The sequence below is a fragment of the Bradyrhizobium sp. USDA 241 genome (assembly GCF_049739505.1).
Classification (GTDB): domain Bacteria; phylum Pseudomonadota; class Alphaproteobacteria; order Rhizobiales; family Xanthobacteraceae; genus Bradyrhizobium; species Bradyrhizobium liaoningense.
In genome coordinates this window covers 3,332,469-3,348,050 of the sequence record NZ_JBMGPZ010000005.1, presented here as the reverse complement: position 1 = coordinate 3,348,050, position 15,582 = coordinate 3,332,469, and the positions used below count along the sequence as shown (strand labels likewise).

16 protein-coding genes and 3 pseudogenes are annotated in these 15,582 nt (G+C 64.0%); 9 read left to right on the top strand and 10 right to left on the bottom strand.

What is annotated here, in order from left to right:
* Positions 1 to 24: 24 nt before the first annotated feature.
* The 3 genes and pseudogenes from ABIF91_RS38015 to ABIF91_RS38005 all read right to left on the bottom strand — a co-directional run.
* Positions 25 to 1,722 carry a TonB-dependent siderophore receptor gene (locus tag ABIF91_RS38015; RefSeq protein WP_424579708.1) on the bottom strand — a complete coding sequence of 566 codons (1,698 nt, stop codon included), beginning with the start codon at positions 1,720 to 1,722 and terminating at the stop codon, positions 25 to 27.
* Between the two features lie 539 nt (positions 1,723 to 2,261).
* Positions 2,262 to 2,795 carry a KUP/HAK/KT family potassium transporter gene (locus tag ABIF91_RS38010; protein ID WP_424579851.1) on the bottom strand — a complete coding sequence of 178 codons (534 nt, stop codon included), beginning with the start codon at positions 2,793 to 2,795 and terminating at the stop codon, positions 2,262 to 2,264.
* Positions 2,775 to 3,238, bottom strand: a pseudogene (locus tag ABIF91_RS38005) (KUP/HAK/KT family potassium transporter); the annotation flags it as partial. The gene ABIF91_RS38010 and the pseudogene ABIF91_RS38005, both read right to left, overlap by 21 nt.
* 95 nt (positions 3,239 to 3,333) lie before the next feature.
* Here ABIF91_RS38005 and ABIF91_RS38000 point away from each other — a divergent pair.
* From ABIF91_RS38000 to ABIF91_RS37990, 3 genes and pseudogenes are all read left to right on the top strand, one after another.
* Positions 3,334 to 4,008: pseudogene (locus tag ABIF91_RS38000) on the top strand (IS630-like element ISRj1 family transposase); the annotation flags it as partial.
* A 59-nt stretch (positions 4,009 to 4,067) separates the two neighbouring features.
* The gene (locus ABIF91_RS37995) at positions 4,068 to 5,294 is read left to right on the top strand and encodes an IS256 family transposase (protein ID WP_038960272.1); all 1,227 of its coding nucleotides are present in this window, start codon (positions 4,068 to 4,070) and stop codon (positions 5,292 to 5,294) included.
* A 75-nt stretch (positions 5,295 to 5,369) separates the two neighbouring features.
* Positions 5,370 to 5,769: pseudogene (locus tag ABIF91_RS37990) on the top strand (transposase); the annotation flags it as partial.
* Positions 5,770 to 5,909: 140 nt separating this feature from the next.
* Here ABIF91_RS37990 and ABIF91_RS37985 read toward each other — a convergent pair.
* Together ABIF91_RS37985 and ABIF91_RS37980 are read right to left on the bottom strand one after the other, a co-directional pair.
* The gene (locus ABIF91_RS37985) at positions 5,910 to 6,167 is read right to left on the bottom strand and encodes a hypothetical protein (protein WP_028180553.1); all 258 of its coding nucleotides are present in this window, start codon (positions 6,165 to 6,167) and stop codon (positions 5,910 to 5,912) included.
* A gap of 46 nt (positions 6,168 to 6,213) precedes the next feature.
* Entirely contained in the window at positions 6,214 to 6,336 is a 123-nt protein-coding gene (locus ABIF91_RS37980) for a hypothetical protein (RefSeq protein ID WP_424579707.1), read from the bottom strand.
* A gap of 113 nt (positions 6,337 to 6,449) precedes the next feature.
* Here ABIF91_RS37980 and coaD point away from each other — a divergent pair, with 113 nt between their 5' ends.
* The 5 genes from coaD (at position 6,450) to queA (ending at position 9,644) form a co-directional block, all read left to right on the top strand.
* Positions 6,450 to 6,947, top strand: a complete 498-nt coding sequence (coaD, locus tag ABIF91_RS37975) for a pantetheine-phosphate adenylyltransferase (RefSeq protein WP_028180552.1) — start codon at positions 6,450 to 6,452, stop codon at positions 6,945 to 6,947.
* A gap of 35 nt (positions 6,948 to 6,982) precedes the next feature.
* Positions 6,983 to 7,546: a peptidylprolyl isomerase gene (locus ABIF91_RS37970; RefSeq protein WP_028180551.1), complete on the top strand. Its 564-nt coding sequence runs from the start codon at positions 6,983 to 6,985 to the stop codon at positions 7,544 to 7,546.
* A gap of 8 nt (positions 7,547 to 7,554) precedes the next feature.
* Positions 7,555 to 7,965 carry a hypothetical protein gene (locus tag ABIF91_RS37965; protein WP_028180550.1) on the top strand — a complete coding sequence of 137 codons (411 nt, stop codon included), beginning with the start codon at positions 7,555 to 7,557 and terminating at the stop codon, positions 7,963 to 7,965.
* Complete coding sequence (locus tag ABIF91_RS37960; RefSeq protein ID WP_028180549.1) at positions 7,962 to 8,426, top strand: peptidylprolyl isomerase; 465 nt, start codon at positions 7,962 to 7,964, stop codon at positions 8,424 to 8,426. The genes ABIF91_RS37965 and ABIF91_RS37960 overlap by 4 nt, the downstream gene beginning before the upstream one ends.
* A gap of 144 nt (positions 8,427 to 8,570) precedes the next feature.
* On the top strand, positions 8,571 to 9,644 hold the full coding sequence (queA, locus tag ABIF91_RS37955; protein ID WP_028180548.1) for a tRNA preQ1(34) S-adenosylmethionine ribosyltransferase-isomerase QueA: 1,074 nt from the start codon (positions 8,571 to 8,573) through the stop codon (positions 9,642 to 9,644).
* A 98-nt stretch (positions 9,645 to 9,742) separates the two neighbouring features.
* On the opposite strand, the gene ABIF91_RS37950 is transcribed toward queA, so the two are convergent.
* The 4 genes from ABIF91_RS37950 to ABIF91_RS37935 form a co-directional block, all read right to left on the bottom strand.
* Complete coding sequence (locus tag ABIF91_RS37950; RefSeq protein ID WP_035678929.1) at positions 9,743 to 10,780, bottom strand: aspartate-semialdehyde dehydrogenase; 1,038 nt, start codon at positions 10,778 to 10,780, stop codon at positions 9,743 to 9,745.
* 231 nt (positions 10,781 to 11,011) lie between these two features.
* Positions 11,012 to 11,614, bottom strand: a complete 603-nt coding sequence (locus ABIF91_RS37945; protein WP_028180546.1) for a PepSY domain-containing protein — start codon at positions 11,612 to 11,614, stop codon at positions 11,012 to 11,014.
* Between the two features lie 250 nt (positions 11,615 to 11,864).
* Complete coding sequence (locus ABIF91_RS37940) at positions 11,865 to 12,611, bottom strand: TetR/AcrR family transcriptional regulator (protein WP_028180545.1); 747 nt, start codon at positions 12,609 to 12,611, stop codon at positions 11,865 to 11,867.
* A 134-nt stretch (positions 12,612 to 12,745) separates the two neighbouring features.
* On the bottom strand, positions 12,746 to 13,930 hold the full coding sequence (locus tag ABIF91_RS37935; protein WP_028180544.1) for a patatin-like phospholipase family protein: 1,185 nt from the start codon (positions 13,928 to 13,930) through the stop codon (positions 12,746 to 12,748).
* A gap of 215 nt (positions 13,931 to 14,145) precedes the next feature.
* Between ABIF91_RS37935 and tgt the strand changes: the two genes are divergently transcribed.
* Positions 14,146 to 15,291 carry a tRNA guanosine(34) transglycosylase Tgt gene (tgt, locus tag ABIF91_RS37930; protein ID WP_028180543.1) on the top strand — a complete coding sequence of 382 codons (1,146 nt, stop codon included), beginning with the start codon at positions 14,146 to 14,148 and terminating at the stop codon, positions 15,289 to 15,291.
* A 1-nt stretch (position 15,292) separates the two neighbouring features.
* On the opposite strand, the gene ABIF91_RS37925 is transcribed toward tgt, so the two are convergent.
* Positions 15,293 to 15,511 (bottom strand): hypothetical protein, encoded by a 219-nt coding sequence (locus ABIF91_RS37925; protein ID WP_028180542.1) that lies wholly within the window; start codon positions 15,509 to 15,511, stop codon positions 15,293 to 15,295.
* Between the last annotated feature and the right edge of the window lie 71 nt (positions 15,512 to 15,582).

Sequence of the window (15,582 nt, the reverse complement as noted above, 5' to 3'; positions counted from 1 at the left end):
GGTTTTGTCGTCGCTCTGGTCGGGCTACGCCCTCCCGACGCAACGACAAAACCGTAAAGCCCCGCGTTCAGCATAACCCGGCAGGAATCCACTTAAATCCAGCGGGGCGCTGTCCAAACAACCGGGGCCAGCTCTATATTGCCCACGCAGGCTCAGGCCGGGCAGGGGGCTTCCGACCACCGATCCCTCGAAGCCGCGCGAGCTGACCTCGCCGATCTGTGCGGTGGTGTTGGGCGGAACGCCGGGGCCGGTGATGGTGGTCAGGACATTCCGCTGCTTGAGGTCGTAGATGGCAGCCGTGAACATCAAATTGGTGCCGACCGGCTGGTATTTCACCCCGGCCTCATACTGCTCGCCGGTGGTTGGTTTGCCGGGCTGGCCGTTGACCAGCGTGCCGACGCTGGTCGGTTGGAATGACGTCGAGTAACTGACGTAGGGCGCGACGCCGCTATCAAAATTGTAGATCGCGCCGATACGACCGGTCGGTTTCTGATCGTCGTTGAGGACGCGCACGCCGGTATTTTGGGCCAGCGTGTTGCCCTCGGCCCAGTCGTAGCGGATGCCGCCGAGCACGGTCAGCCGCCCGAGCTTCGCCTCGTCCTGAACATAGAGGCCGCGCTGTTGCAGGTGCTGGTCGAGGTTCTGGAACGGCGCGGTCGGGACCAGGATGTTCTGGGTGTAATTCGGTGCCAGGATGTCGAGTGTGTTGGTAGCGGCGAAGCGGGCGAAATTGTTGAAGTCGAATCGCTGGTAGTCGAAGCCGGCGAGCACGGTGTGCTGCAACGGTCCCATGTTGAATTTGGCCTGGAGCTGGTTGTCGGCGGCAAACGTGTCGAGATTCTCGTTGGTCGAGAAGAAGTTTCGCCTGATGGTGCGGCCGTCGACCAACCGAAGCGTGGCACCGGCGCCCGTCGTCGTGAAGGCGCTGGGCTGCACTTCGACATAGTTGAGCTCATTGTGCAGATAGCGCACGTTCTGCCGCACGGTGAAGACGTCGTCGAAGCGGTGCTCGAATTCGTAGCCGGCGGTTGCCTGCTTGTATTTGAGGCTCTCATAGTTGAGGTCGCCGGCGAAGAAATTTCTCGGAATTTGCCCGTAGGTGCCGGGCACCAGCGTGCCCTGGATCGGCAACAGTGCGAAAGCTCCGCCCTTCGGGTCCTGCCGGTAGCTGGTCAGGAAGGTGATCGTCGTGTCGACATTCGGACGCCAGGTCCAGGCTGGCGCAATCGCGAACCTTTGCTCGCCGATATTGTCGACCTGCGTGTTGGCGGTGAGCCCGATTCCGGTGATCCGATAGAGCAGGGTCTTGTCCTTGTCCACGGGGCCGCCAACGTCGAACGCACCCTGAATGCGGTCGAACGAGCCAGTTTGCAGCGAGACCTCGCCAAAGGCCTTTTCGGTCGGGCGCTTGCTCACCATGTTGAGGATGCCGCCCGGCGAGGCCGCACCGTACAGGATCGACGCTGGTCCGGTGATGAGTTCGGCGCGCTCGATAAGATAGGGATCGATGCGCGGAAAGCCGAACGGTCCGCCCTGCAGGCGCAAACCGTCCAGATATTGCTCGACGGTGAATCCGCGCGCTCTGACCTCCTGGAAGCGAAAGTCGGTATCGTTGCTGAAATAGATGCCGGGTGCGTAGCGCATGAGATCGCGGATGCTCTGCGCGCGCCGCACGTCGATTTCGTCGCGGGTGATGACGGCGATCGATGCCGGCGTCGACATGATGGGCGCATCCGTTTTGGTGGCGCCGGAGGCGCGTGTTGCGACGAACCCGTCGGTACCAGCGTTGACGCGCGCTGCTGTTCCCACCAGCGCTTGGGGCTCCGGCTGTCGTGTCGAACGGTTGGCCTGTTGAGCGGACCGCTGGCTCACACTGCGCCGCGCCGATGCGCTGCGCCGGACTTGGACCGGGCGTTGGACGGGGGCGTCGACCATCACCGGCGGCAGGGCGGATGCACCGGATTGGCCTGCGTTCTGCGCGTTCGCCGGCGTGACGGCCATCAGCAAGCAGCCCAGCGTGAGTGCGCTGGCTGTGCTCCTAAAAGTGTTCTCTAAAAAATGGTCCGCACGACCACGCGGGCCGTGTCCATCGCATTCCATGTCAGCACCCCATCCGGCGATTGCCGCGCCGGCGGAATGATCATTCTGACCTCACGCGACTTCGCACCCGCGCGCGTGTTTAGGTGGTGACGTTGCGAGCGTCGAGTTGCTCAAACTTTGAATCACTCGAAACATCATAATTGGAGAGATTCTTAGAACTTCTAAAAAAGCGAAGCTAACTGATCGGCAAAACATTGGAATTTGTCGCTGCAGATGTCGTGCGGCGGAGCCAGACAGAATTCGAGTGCGCTCGAATGTCGCACACTCCTGGCTAAGTGGGTGGACCAGGCTCTGCCTGTCGGCGAACAGCATCCAGTCGAGACGGGCTGATGAAAGTCGGCCTTGCCCTCGAAGGTCGATCCGATCTCACGACGTGACGGCGACGCGTCGATCAGATTTCCTGCCCGGTGCCGAACTCCACCACCTGCTTGGTCGGCACGCCGAAGAACGCGGCCGAGCATTCGGCGTTGTGCTGGAGGAAGGCGAACAGGCCTTCGCGCCAGACCCACAGGCCCCGGAATGTCCTCGCTGGGGATGATGGTCTCGCGGCCGACATAAGAGGTGATATCGGAGAGATCGACGCCGGGCAGCTTGCTCTGGCGGCAGACGAGGTTCAGTCCTTCATAGATCGTCGGGTTCTGCGTGAAGCCGTAGTGCAGGATCACACGGGTGATGCCGGCGCCCTGCTTCTGCATCATGAACAGGCTGACCAGGATGGCGAATGGTCACGGGCACCACCATAGGCGCGAGCGAGGGTGCATCGACCTTGAGGCCTTCGATGGCGCTGAGCACGGATATCCCCGGCGTGATCGCGCCGTCGCCATACGGCAGCGCGGCGCCGACGATGCCGACGACCAGCAAATGGGCGCCAGGTGCCGGGTTGGGCGTGGCAGGCACGCAGCAGCGCCAGCAGGGCGACGATGCCGCCTTCGCCGCGGTTGTCCGCGCGCAGGATCAAGAGCGCATATTTCAGCGAGATGGTCAGCAGCAGGGCCCAGAGGATCAGCGAGGCAACGCCGAGGACGGCGGCGTGACTGAGTGTGCCGCCATGGGCAGCCGCCTTGGCGGCCTCCGTCAGGGCGTAGAGGGAGCTGGTGCCGATATCGCCGTAGACCACCCCGAGGGCGCCCATGGTCATGGTAAGCGGCAGCGGATCAGGATGGTGGCCGGAAGCGACTCCGGGCGTACTAGTACCCACTTTTCTTGGAACGTGAGTCGTGATTCAAGGTCGGGATGATACCCGAAGCAAGAGAAGTCCGCCTTTCGAGGAAAGATCGCAAGGTGCTTGAGGCGTGCTGTCGCTCACCGGTGACGTTGCAGCGCGATTTGAAGCGGGCGCGGATAGTTCTGTTGGCGGCGGATGGGCGCAGCACCCGGTCGATCGCCAAGGAAGTCGGGGTCCAGCCGCGGATTGTCAGCCTTTGGCGGCATCGCTATGCCGACCATGGCCTTGAAGGGCTGCAAGACAAGCCGCGGCCTGGCAAGCAGCCGATCTATACGAAGACGACCGACAAGCGGATTCTGAAGCTGCTGGATAAGCCGCCACCGCAAGGGTTTGCGCGCTGGACCGGCCCCCTGCTGGCCGAGGCGCTGGGCGATGTCGATGTCCAATATGTCTGGCGGTTCCTGCGCAGCCACAAGATTGACCTGGTGGCTCGCAAGTCCTGGTGCGAGAGCAACGACCCGAACTTTACGGCCAAAGCCGCCGATGTTGTCGGCCTCTATGTCGCGCCGCCGGCGAAGGCCATTGTGCTGTGCGTGGACGAGAAGCCCTCGATCCAGGCTTTGGAGCGAGCGCAGGGTTATCTGAAGTTGCCCAATGGCCGCGCCTTGACCGGCCAAAGCCACGATTACAAGCGGCATGGCACCACAACATTGTTTGCGGCGCTCGAAGTCGCCACCGGAGAGGGTGTCAGTAACTCGGTGTAAGATGGTTTCTGTGAGTTTACCTTTGACAGGAGACTCACATGGCTACGGATTTTTCACCTGAGATTTTGGACCAGCTTCTTGCCGGGGGCAGCCTCAAGCCAGAAGACTTAGCCGGCGAAGACGGGCTTTTCAGACGACTGAAGAAGGCGCTTCTGGAGCGCGCACTGGGTGCGGAGCTGACCCACCACCTTGGCTATGAGAAGGGCGACCCGGCGGGCCGCGGGTCGGGCAACAGCCGCAACGGCACAAGCAGCAAAGCGCTGTTGACGGACGACGGCGAGATCGAGATCGAGGTGCCGCGCGACCGCGCCGGCACGTTCGAACCGGTGATCGTCGCGAAGGGCCAGACCCGCTTCGACGGCTTCGACGAGAAGATCATCAGTCTCTACGGGCGGGGCATGACGGTACGGGAGATCCAGGGCCATCTGGCCGAGCTCTACGGCACCGAGGTGTCCCCCGATCTGATCAGCAAGGTCACCGACGCGATTCTCGACGAGGTCCGCGAATGGCAGAGCCGGCCGCTGGAAGCGATCTATCCGGTGGTCTTCTTCGACGCGCTCAGGGTCAAGATTCGCGATGAGGGGATGGTCAAGAACAAGGCAGTCTACGTCGTGCTGGGCATCACTGCATCGGGCGAGAAAGACGTGCTCGGGCTTTGGATCGAGCAAACCGAAGGCGCCAAATTCTGGCTCAAGGTCATGAACGATCTGAGGAACCGCGGCGTCGCCGACATCCTGATCGCCGTCGTCGACGGTCTGAAGGGCTTTCCCGAGGCGATCAACAGCGTCTTTCCCAAGGCGATGGTCCAGACCTGCATCGTGCATTTGATCCGCAACAGCCTATCCTTCGTGTCCTGGAAGGATCGCAAGGCGATCCTTCCCTCGATCAAGGCGATCTATCATGCCGAGAATGCCGACGCCGCTCTGCTCAGGCTCGAGGACTTCGAAGCCGAGTGGGGCAAGCGCTATCCCGCGATCGGGGCGGCCTGGCGCCGGGCGTGGGAGCACGTCATTCCGTTCTTCGCCTTCGCGCCGGAGATACGCAAAATGATCTATACCACCAACGCGGTCGAGGCGCTGAACCGTTCGCTGCGCAAGATCATCAAAACACGCGGCAGCTTCCCCAACGACGAGGCGGCGATGAAGCTGCTTTACCTCGCCATCAGAAATGCCGGCATCCATTGGCGACGACCGGTTGCATGGACGGCCGCAATGGGCCAGTTTGCCATCCAGTTCGGCGAGCGCTTTGCAGGCTCAGCGGACTGACCCCATGGGGTCAGTCCGCTGACCCCGCAAACCCCTCACAGAGACGCTCTTACACAAAACTTCTGACACTCCCCCACCGGAAAGATCATCGCGACCCATTCAAAACGCCGGCGCCGCGTCGAGTTTCTCGATTTCATGAACAGCGTCACCGCGGCTTTTCCGAACCGCAAGCTTCACGTCATCCTCGACAACCTCAACACCCATAAAAAGAACGAGGACTGGCTCAAGGCCCACCCCAACGTGCAATTTCATTTCACGCCGACAAGTGCGTCATGGCTCAATCAGGTCGAAGTATGGTTTTCCATCTTGCAGGGGCAGTCGCTCAGCGGCACCTCCTTCACGAGCCTCAAGCAGCTTCAGGAACACATCGATGCCTACGTCAACGCATACAACGACAGAGCCGAGCCCTTCGTCTGGACCAAGAAAAAAGGTCCGTCAACGCCGTTTCAAAGGCCGCCGTATCACTCAGCTCTGATTCCGGGTACTAGACAAGGGCGGGCCCCCATTGGGATCGCGCCCAACGGGCCATTCCGGCCGGCGCGAGCGTCACACGGTCTGTGTCGGGACGTCGCAAAATTCCATCGGGATTATATGACGTGAAGTTGGCAGGCCGGCCTACGGGGTCCGATCGGCAGTCACGAGGCGCGCCTCGCGGACATTGGCCTTCGTGCCGGCGGTGCGCAGGCAGGAGGCCTCGAAGTTCGGCCAGGCCTGCTGGGAGCAGTCCTTTCCAATGTTGCGGATGTCGAGCCGGTCGCTCTTGGCCAGCGGCTGCGGCACGCTGGCTTCGACGGTGGGGGCAAAGCCGGGCAGGAGGGTGAGGCCCGCGGCAACACATGCAGAGAGTGCGATCGCTGAAAGGGTCTTGATCATTGACGGTCCCCTGTGATGCGGCCGCTCACGCCCTGTGTGCGGCCCGTCATTCGTTGACCGGATTGGTAACCATGGCCAGTTTCCGGACGTCTTCGCCGATGCGGGAAATGGTTTCGTTCTCGCTCCGTTTTGTTTCGTGGCTGCCCCGGGGACGAAACAAACCAGCCATTGCCGACACGTCCGGCGAGACATTTCCGGGCGACATGGCAGGAAGCGGGCAAGGAAGCGGGCAGGGAACCTGCCCGGCTTGCCGGGCCGGGCCGGGCGCGGTAGGAGGGAGCCATGCCGCGCATTGCCTTTTATCCCGGTTCCTTCGATCCCATCACCAACGGCCACCTGGACGTGGTCCGGCACAGCGCTTCGCTGTGCGACAGGCTCGTGGTCGCGATCGGGGTGCACCCGGGCAAGAAGCCGCTGTTCTCGACAGAGGAGCGGTTGACGATGCTCCGTGACGTCTGCGGGCCCGTGGCAGCCCAGGCTGGCTGCGTGCTCGAGGCTGTGACCTTCGACGATCTGTCGGTCACCTCGGCGCGCAAGCACGGCGCGACGATCATGATCCGGGGCCTGCGCGACGGCACCGACCTCGATTACGAGATGCAGCTCGCCGGCATGAACGAGGCGATGGCGCCCGAGGTGCATACGGTCTTCCTGCCGGCCTCTCCCATGGTCCGCCCGATCACCGCCACTTTGGTGCGCCAGATCGCCGGCATGGGCGGGGATGTCTCGGCCTTCGTCCCGCCGCAGGTCGCGGCACAGCTCAAGGCCAAATTCGCCGGATAACGGCTCGCTTCCTTCTCATCCTGACCGGAGTTGTCATGATCCGAATTCTCGCAGTTCTTGCCGCGCTTCTGTTCGCGGTGCCGGCGGTGGCGCAGCAATTGCCGGCGAACCTCGACAAGGCCAACGCCATCGTCATCGACAGCACCAAGGGTCGCATCGTCATCAAGCTCAGGACCGACATTGCGCCGCAGCATGCCGAGCGCATCAAGCAGCTGGCGCGCGAGGGGTTCTACAACAACGTGCCGTTCCATCGCGTGATGGACGGCTTCATGGCGCAGACGGGCGACGGCCAGAATTTCAACGGCACCGGCGGCTCGAAATACCCGAACCTGAAGCAGGAATTCTCCAAGGTGCATTTCGCCCGCGGCATCGTCGGCATGGCCCGCCGCGGCGACAGCGTCGACAGCGCCAACTCGCAGTTCTTCATCATGTTCGCCGATGGCGGCAGCCTCGATGGCCAGTACACGGTGATCGGCGAGGTCGTGCAGGGCATGGACGTCGTCGACAAGCTGAAGAAGGCGCCCCCGGGCTCGCCAGGCGGCTCCGTCACCGATCCCGACAAGATGGTGAAGGTTCAGGTCGCCTCCGACATCAAATAGGAGCGACCATGGCGCGCCGCGGTGGCAAGGTCCTGCTGGTTGCCGCGATGCTGCTGCTCGGCGTCTCCAGCACGGCCGCGGAGGACGCGCAGGTCAACACCATCCAGGACATTTTCCGGCACTTGCTTACCTGCTGGAGACCGCCGTCGCCCGCCAAGGCCCGCCCACTCGACATCACCGTCGTGGTGAGCTTTAACCGGGCCGGAAACATCCTGGGCCATCCGAGGATTACCTATGAATCCGCGGAGGCCTCCGACAATGACCGGCTGCAATACCGGATCGCGGTGATGGAGGCGTTGCAACGCTGCACGCCGATGCCATTTACCGATGCAATGGCCGGCGCCGCCGCGGGACGTCCGTTCGCGATCCAGTTCCGCAACCGGAAGACTTCACCCCCAACACAAGAGAGACGAGCATGAGCGTCACCGAAAACACCCTGATCCTCGAGACCACGCAGGGCCCCGTCACCATCGAGATGCGGCCCGATCTCGCGCCCGGCCACGTCGCGCGCATCAAGGAGCTCGTGCGCGAGGGCTTCTATGACGGCATCGTGTTCCACCGCGTGATCGAGGGCTTCATGGCGCAGACCGGTTGCCCGCACGGCACCGGCACCGGCGGCTCCGGCAAGAAGCTGAAGGCCGAGTTCAACAAGGAGCCGCATGTGCGCGGCACCGCTTCGATGGCCCGCGCCGCCAACCCCGATTCCGGCGACAGCCAATTCTTTATCTGCTTCGACGACGCCCGCTTCCTCGACAACCAGTACACGGTCTGGGGCAAGGTCACCGAGGGCATGGAGAACGTCGACAAGATCAAGCGCGGCGAGCCCGTGATGAATCCGGACAAGATCGTCAAGGCGCGGATGGCGGCTGACAAGGAATAGTCACCCGACCCTCATCCTGAGGAGCGCGGAACGCGCGTCTCGAAGGATGAAGGCCCCGCTGCTGCAACCCGGCCTTCATGGTTCGAGACGGCGCGACGCGCGTCCTCACCATGAGGGTCTGGCTGTGTCGCGCCAAGCCCGCTTATGCGCACCGAGCTCTTCGATTTCGACCTGCCGCCCGAGCGCATCGCGTTGCGCCCGGCGAGCCCGCGCGACTCTGCGAAAATGCTGGTGGTGGAGAATGGCGCGTTGCGTGACCAGACCGTTGCCGACCTGCCGCAATGGCTGGAGCCTGGCGACCAGCTCGTCGTCAACGACACCAAGGTGATCGCGGCGCAATTGAAGGGCCGCCGCATCGGCCGCGAGACCGAGCCGAAGATCGAGGCGACCCTGATCAAGCGCCTCGACGGCTCGCGCTGGCAGGCGCTGGTGAAGCCGGCGAAGAAGCTCATGGCCGGCGACCGCATCCGTTTCGGCAACGAGGGCAAGGTGTGCCTGCTCGGCCATCTCGATGCCGAGGTCGAGGCCAAGGGCGGCGAGGGCGAGGTGACGCTGTCGTTCTCGTTCCATGGCCCTGCGCTCGACCAGGCCATCGCCGATCTCGGCAGCCCGCCGCTGCCGCCCTACATCGCCTCCAAGCGCACGCCCGACGATCAGGATCTTGCCGACTACCAGACCATGTTCGCGGAGAACGAAGGCGCGGTCGCTGCGCCCACCGCCGGGCTGCATTTCACCCCGGCGCTGGAGCAGGCGCTGCGCGCGCGCGGCGTCGGTCTCAACCGCGTCACGCTGCATGTCGGGGCAGGGACGTTCCTGCCGGTCAAGGTGGACGACACCGAAGCCCACAAGATGCATGCCGAGTGGGGCACGATCTCGGCCGAGACGGCGCAGCGCCTCAACAGCGCCCGAAAAAATGGCGGCCGCATCATCGCCGTCGGCACCACGTCATTGCGCCTGCTCGAAAGCGCGGCGGGCGAGGACGGCACGATCCAGCCGTTCGCGGCGGAGACCTCGATCTTCATCACGCCCGGCTATCGCTTCCGCGCCGTCGATGTCCTGATGACCAATTTCCACCTGCCGAAGTCGACGCTGTTCATGCTGGTGTCAGCGTTCTCGGGACTGGAGACGATGAAGCACGCCTATGCGCACGCTATCGCGAACGGCTATCGGTTCTATTCGTACGGCGATGCGTGCCTGTTGTTTCGGGCAGTGCCGTAGGGTAGGCAAAGCGAAGCGTGCCCACCATCCTTCTTGAGTACGGAAGGGAAGTGGTGGGCACGGCGCTTGCGCGCCTTTGCCCACCCCTACAGGACCTCCTACGCCATCACCCGCTGCGGCAAGAGCTCCGCGATCTGCACCGCATTCAGCGCCGCGCCCTTGAGCAGCTGATCGGCCGCCACGAACATCGAGATCGAATGGCCGCTAGCGTCGCTCAGGTCCTTGCGGATGCGGCCGACCAGGACGTCGTCCTGGCCCGAGGCGTCGATCGGCATCGGGAAGTAGTTCCTGGCGCGATCGTCGACGACCTTCACGCCGGGCGCCTGCGCCATGATGGCGCGGACCTGGTCCTCGCTGATCGGCTTCTCGCATTCGAAGGTGATGGCTTCGCAATGGGCGCGCAGCACCGGCACGCGGACGCAGGTGACGCCGACGGCGATGGTGTCGTCCTCGAAGATCTTGCGGGTTTCCTTGATGACCTTTGTCTCTTCGTCGTTGTAGCCGGTGTCGGGATCGACGGCGGTGTTGTGGTTGAAGAGATTGAAGGCGTAGGGGTGCGGCATCACCCTCGGCGTATAAACCTGCCCGTTGAGACTGGCGCGGGTGGATTCGACGAGCTCGTCCATGGCGGCGGCGCCTGCGCCGGAGGCTGCCTGGTAGGTCGAGATGATCACGCGCTTGATGCGGTTCTGCTGGTGGATCGGCCACAGCGGCACCAGCGCGGTGATCGCGGCGCAGTTGGGGTTGGCGATGATTCCCTTGTGGTCGCGGATGCGGCTGGCGTTGATCTCGGGGATCACCAGCGGCACGTTCGGGTCCATGCGGAAGGCGGAGGAGTTGTCGACCACCACGGCGCCGGCCTTGACCGCGATCGGCGCGAACTTCCTGGAGATGCTGCCGCCGGCGGAGAACAGGGCGATGTCGACGCCCTCGAAGGCGCGCTCGGTCAGCTCCTCGATGACGACATCCTTCCCCCGGAACGAAACCGTCTTGCCGGCCGAGCGGGCACTGGCGAGCGCCTTGAGCCTGCCGACGCGAAAGCCGCGCTTGTCCATGGTGGCGATGAATTCGGCGCCCACCGCACCGGTGACGCCGACAATCGCGACGACGGGATCGTTACTCACTTTGTCCTCCATTGCTTTTGAAATCCAGACAACAAAAAAGCCCCGGACCATCGAGGGCGGGGCTTCGGTAGAGCTGATGCGTTTTCGTCGACGACTACGCGCGCACGCCTCCCCGGGCCCCTGAGGCCGTGGTGGTTTTGGTCGTGCGTTTGGTGGTCGTGAACATGGCGGCGACTTATGCGGGAAAGTCTTGCGGCCGTCAATGGCTTTTCGCCCCGGTTGGTACCGGGGGAAAATCTGTCGCTATCGGGCCCGGGCGCCCGGCGGCTCCAGGATGACCTCCTTGAGGTCGTCGCCGCTGATCACCACGATCGCAAAATTGAGCCGGCCGCGTTCGCGCACGAGGCCGCCGCTGATGGCCTTGCCCGAGGCTGCGCGCTCGGCGACGCGCACGGCATCGGCAAGGCGGTGCCTGATCGCACCGAGCGCTGCGAGGTTGCTGCGGTCCTCGTTGTCGAGCTCGGTGAGGGGCAGGGCGGCCTCGCCACCGACGAGCTCGCCGGTCGCGGCATTGATGGTGTGGCGCCAAATCCGGTCGTTGTGCAGGGTCTTCACCCGGTAGACCGGGACGCCTGAAGCGCCGTCGAAACTCACGTCGGCGGTGGTGGCGCCGGCATGGCGGGCTTCCGCGATCGCCATGGCCTGGCTGATCGTGATCGACGAGCTGCGGAAGCGTTCGATCTCGCGGGTGACTGCCTGGCGGTCTACTTCGGCATCACCATCTGTGTCGTTGTGGAGCGCGGTCGGCGTGTCCGCGGTCACGATCGCCTGCGACGGCGCGGCGAGGAGCAGCGCGGGCAAGGCGATCGCAAGCAGTTGCAAGGTCCGTCGTCTGGCTGTCGTCATGCTCGAAACCTTCGGCCTGCGAGTGTGCCGGATGAACGTAAAGAATTCGCGGCCGGCCCTGCGCAAAGGCCGGCCGCGGAACGCCACGGCGGGCTGTACCTGCCGTGACGATCGAAGCGGTCCGGACCTCTTTGGGGCTGGTGAAAAGCGGCCCGTACCAACTTATAACTAAACAATACCGTATCGTTTTGTTTTGGTCAATGCCGTTGCGGCGGCCCCTTTGGGGAAAGAGCGTGAGTTCACGGAATCGTCAGCGGGAGGAGCGGCGGCGCGCCGGGCCCTTTGCGGCGTCCCGGACCCGGTCTGCAGGACCGAGGGCACCGGCAAGGAAGAGTTTGATCGCGATGCGCATGCGCTTCTCGGCCGATTTCGGCTCGAGCGCCGTTCCGAACGTTGCCATGCGGTGGGTGTGTCCGACGACGACGTCGAGGAACACCTCGGCTGCGATGGTGGTGTCTTCGACATCGAGCGCCCCTTGCGCCACCAGATGGTCGAAGAAGCGCGCGGTGGTGGCGACGGCCTTGAGCCAGCCTTCCTCCAAGCCGAGCTTGGCGACGTCAGGGAAGTTGATGGCCTGCGACGTCATCATGCGGCTGAAGGCGACGGCATCGGGACCGCAGGTGAATGAGAGCATCTCGCGCCCGATCTCGACCAGCCGCTGCTCGACCGAGATGTCGGCGGCGCTGCTCAGCTGGGTCTCTGCCGCGGCCGACAGCGGCGCGAGCCAGCGCGCGATCTCCCGCCTCAGTACGGCCGCGAACAGCCCGCGCTTGTCGCCATAGCGCGAATAGACCGTGGGCTTGCTTACCCGGGCCGCTTCCGCGACCGCGTCGAGCGAGGTCGCCTCGAAGCCGCGATCCAGGAAAAGGCGGGTGGCGACCTCGATCAGCCGCTGGTCGCGCTCGATCGCGGCGGTTTTCGTCGGCCGGCCGCCGCGGGATTTTGGCATCTCGCGCCGCGGTGCTGCCGGTTTTGTCCTGGTCGCAGTCAATCCCATGCCCAATGATTCCTGCGCGTTTCTGACAGTCGTCTTTGCTCTATAACGCGCAGCAGCCGGGGCGTCATCGCGAATCTGGCCGAATTGGCCGCATCGTCAACGGCCTCGACACGGCCTCGTTCCGTCGCGCGGACTCACGGAGGCGCCGAGGTCCAGGCCTGGCCGGATGCGGCCTTCTCGTATCCGTACTGATACAGCGCCCGCATATAGGTGGTATCGAACCCTTCGGACGGCGGGGCGGGGTAGTCGCGCGCGATGTAGGAGAGATGGAAGCCCAGTCGGTTGCGCTTGGCGAAATCGTAAGTCGAGAGGATGATCGAGCGCGTCTGCGATTGGGTGATCGCCGACAGGCTGCGTGAGGCAACGTCGATGGTGCCGTTGGAGACCAGCTCGAAGTTGCGTTCGATCTTCTTGTTGACGAGGATGTAGATGTCCATCTTCGCACTGCCGGGCAGGCGGCCGCCCTGGAACAGCAGGGCTTCCGGCAATGTCAGCACCGGGGCCGTCACGCCGCCGTCGACATGCATCTCCTGGAACTTGCGGCCCTGGCCTTCGGCGTCGATCATGATCGGCGGAAACACCAGGGGAATGCTGGCCGAGGCCGCCATCACGTCGCGAAACAGCTTCAGGGCTTCCGGCGTTCCGACCGCGGCGATCTTGCCCATGTCCCAGATCGCAGTGCGCTGGGTATCGAGGTCCGTCGTCACCACCAGCAGTGTCCGACCTTTCGCATGCTCGCGCGCGACCTGGGCCATGATCTCCGGACCGACATAGCGCGCGACCAGCTCGCGCAGCCGCGTGTTGCCGAACAGGCCGGATCCGAACAGCACGCGCACGATGCTGGGATCGTTCAGGAGGCTCTCCGCGATGCCGCTGGTGTAGACCTCCTTCAGCGTGTCGTCATATTGCGGGCCGAGGAAGGCGAACGGCGCGATCAGGCCGCCGGTGCTGACGCCCGAGACGACCGAGAAGGTGGGGCGGGTTCTGGCTGCGGTCCAGCCGTTGAGCACGCCGACGCCATAGGCCCCGTCGGCGCCGCCGCCGGACAGCGCCAGATAGGATCTCGTCGCGGTGCTGTTGTCCTTCTCGAAGCTGAACTTCGTGACGGGATCGTCCGCGTAGCGCCGGAGGCCGTCGATATCGAGCACGCGCGACGTGCTGGCTTCAGCGGCCGTATAGGGCGTGCGGGGCAGGGAGGTGCAGGCGCCGAGCGCCAGGCTGCACACCAGGACCAGCGATCCGGTCAGGCGGACACAAGTCTGCCTGATCCAGTCACACGAGGAGACGGATGCGTCGGTCGAACACGAAGGGTGAGGCATTGTCGGTGGCTGGCGATCACGCGTTTACCGCCGCCGGCAAATTCGCCACGGCATCTCGTCCAGTCCCCAGGAAGAAACTACACGGTATCGTTTTGTTTGACAAGCTGGACCGCACCGATCCTCGCGCTGGTTGGTGTTCCAGTCTGGAGCACAAATCAGCCGGAGCGCAGTCTGGCGGGTTGATCGGCCTGCCCCGACACGCAATAAGCACCGCCATGAATCCGGACAATGACCTCCCCAATCACTTTGAATTGCTCGCCGTCGATGGGGCCGCGCGCACCGGGCGGCTGACCACGCCGCATGGCGTGGTGCGGACGCCGGCCTTCATGCCGGTCGGCACCGCCGGTGCCATGAAGGGGATGCACTGGCGCGAGGTGCGCGATGCCGGCGCCGACATCGTGCTCGGCAACACCTACCACCTGATGCTGCGTCCGAGCGCCGAGCGGATCGCCGCGCTCGGCGGATTGCAGCGGTTCACCGGCTGGAACGGACCGATGCTGACGGATTCCGGCGGCTTCCAGGTGATGTCGCTGGCGGATTTGCGCAAGGTCAGCGAGAACGCCGTCACCTTCCGCTCGCACATCGACGGTGCCAAGGTCGAGCTGTCGCCGGAGCGCTCGATCGAGGTGCAGCGTTTGCTCGGCTCCGACATCGCCATGCAGATGGACGAATGCGTGCGGCTTCCGGCCGAGCGCGCCGACATCGAGCGTGCGATGCAATTGTCGCTGCGCTGGGCCGAGAGAAGCAAGCGCGCCTTCGAGAGCGCCCCCGACGGCTACATGCTGTTCGGTATCGTGCAGGGCGGCGACATCCCCCAACTGCGTCACGCGAGCGCCGAACGTCTCGTTGCGATCGGCTTCCATGGCTATGCGATCGGCGGTCTTGCGGTCGGCGAACCGCAGGCAGTGATGCTGGCGATGATCGACGAGACCGCACCGTTGCTGCCGAGAGAGCGCCCCCGCTACCTGATGGGCGTCGGCACGCCCGACGACATCCTCGAAGCCGTGAAGCGCGGCATCGACATGTTCGATTGCGTGATGCCGACGCGCAATGGACGGCACGGCGTCGCCTTCACGCGCTTCGGCCAGGTGAATTTGCGCAATGCGCGCCACGCGGACGATCCGCGTCCGCTCGACGAAGAGAGCTCATGGCCTGCGGCGCGCAACTACGCGCGTGCCTATCTGCACCATCTCGTCAAGGCGGGCGAGACGCTGGGCGCGATGCTGCTGTCCGAGATCAATGTCGCTTACTACCAGTTCCTGATGCAGGGCATCAGAGGTGCGATCGCGCAGGGAAAATTCGACGAGTTTTATCAGCGCACGCGCGAGGACTGGGCGAGGGGCGACATCGCCCCGCGCTAGGTCAGTTGCAAGTGAAGCGTTGCTTCAGGGCGTGCTTGGTCACGAAGCCATAGCCGCAATTGTCGCAGGTCCAGAGATAGCTGATCATGCGGTCCGAGACGTAGGCCGATGCTTCGGCGGCGACCATGGAGTCGGCGCAGACGGGACAGGTCGGCAGCTCGCTGCAACGAGGATCGCGGGTCGACGCGACGGTCGGCAACACTTCAGCAATTGCTGACATCGTGGACCTCCCTGCTTGAGATATGAACCTAACATAAGCAGAAGCGGTTGACGAGGTCGCAACACAAATGC

What these genes read in the sequence shown, in the direction of transcription:
- ABIF91_RS37945 (WP_028180546.1), bottom strand. Translation starts at nt 11,614, where the DNA reads ATGACGACAGCCAGACGACGGACCTTGCAACTGCTTGCGATCGCCTTG.
- ABIF91_RS37925 (WP_028180542.1), bottom strand. Translation starts at nt 15,511, where the DNA reads ATGTCAGCAATTGCTGAAGTGTTGCCGACCGTCGCGTCGACCCGCGAT.
- ABIF91_RS37970 (WP_028180551.1), top strand. Translation starts at nt 6,983, where the DNA reads ATGATCCGAATTCTCGCAGTTCTTGCCGCGCTTCTGTTCGCGGTGCCG.
- ABIF91_RS37950 (WP_035678929.1), bottom strand. Translation starts at nt 10,780, where the DNA reads ATGGAGGACAAAGTGAGTAACGATCCCGTCGTCGCGATTGTCGGCGTC.
- ABIF91_RS37935 (WP_028180544.1), bottom strand. Translation starts at nt 13,930, where the DNA reads ATGCCTCACCCTTCGTGTTCGACCGACGCATCCGTCTCCTCGTGTGAC.
- ABIF91_RS37980 (WP_424579707.1), bottom strand. Translation starts at nt 6,336, where the DNA reads ATGGCTGGTTTGTTTCGTCCCCGGGGCAGCCACGAAACAAAACGGAGC.
- ABIF91_RS37965 (WP_028180550.1), top strand. Translation starts at nt 7,555, where the DNA reads ATGGCGCGCCGCGGTGGCAAGGTCCTGCTGGTTGCCGCGATGCTGCTG.
- ABIF91_RS37960 (WP_028180549.1), top strand. Translation starts at nt 7,962, where the DNA reads ATGAGCGTCACCGAAAACACCCTGATCCTCGAGACCACGCAGGGCCCC.
- ABIF91_RS38015 (WP_424579708.1), bottom strand. Translation starts at nt 1,722, where the DNA reads ATGTCGACGCCGGCATCGATCGCCGTCATCACCCGCGACGAAATCGAC.
- queA (WP_028180548.1), top strand. Translation starts at nt 8,571, where the DNA reads ATGCGCACCGAGCTCTTCGATTTCGACCTGCCGCCCGAGCGCATCGCG.
- coaD (WP_028180552.1), top strand. Translation starts at nt 6,450, where the DNA reads ATGCCGCGCATTGCCTTTTATCCCGGTTCCTTCGATCCCATCACCAAC.
- ABIF91_RS37985 (WP_028180553.1), bottom strand. Translation starts at nt 6,167, where the DNA reads ATGATCAAGACCCTTTCAGCGATCGCACTCTCTGCATGTGTTGCCGCG.
- ABIF91_RS38010 (WP_424579851.1), bottom strand. Translation starts at nt 2,795, where the DNA reads ATGCAGAAGCAGGGCGCCGGCATCACCCGTGTGATCCTGCACTACGGC.
- tgt (WP_028180543.1), top strand. Translation starts at nt 14,146, where the DNA reads ATGAATCCGGACAATGACCTCCCCAATCACTTTGAATTGCTCGCCGTC.
- ABIF91_RS37940 (WP_028180545.1), bottom strand. Translation starts at nt 12,611, where the DNA reads ATGGGATTGACTGCGACCAGGACAAAACCGGCAGCACCGCGGCGCGAG.
- ABIF91_RS37995 (WP_038960272.1), top strand. Translation starts at nt 4,068, where the DNA reads ATGGCTACGGATTTTTCACCTGAGATTTTGGACCAGCTTCTTGCCGGG.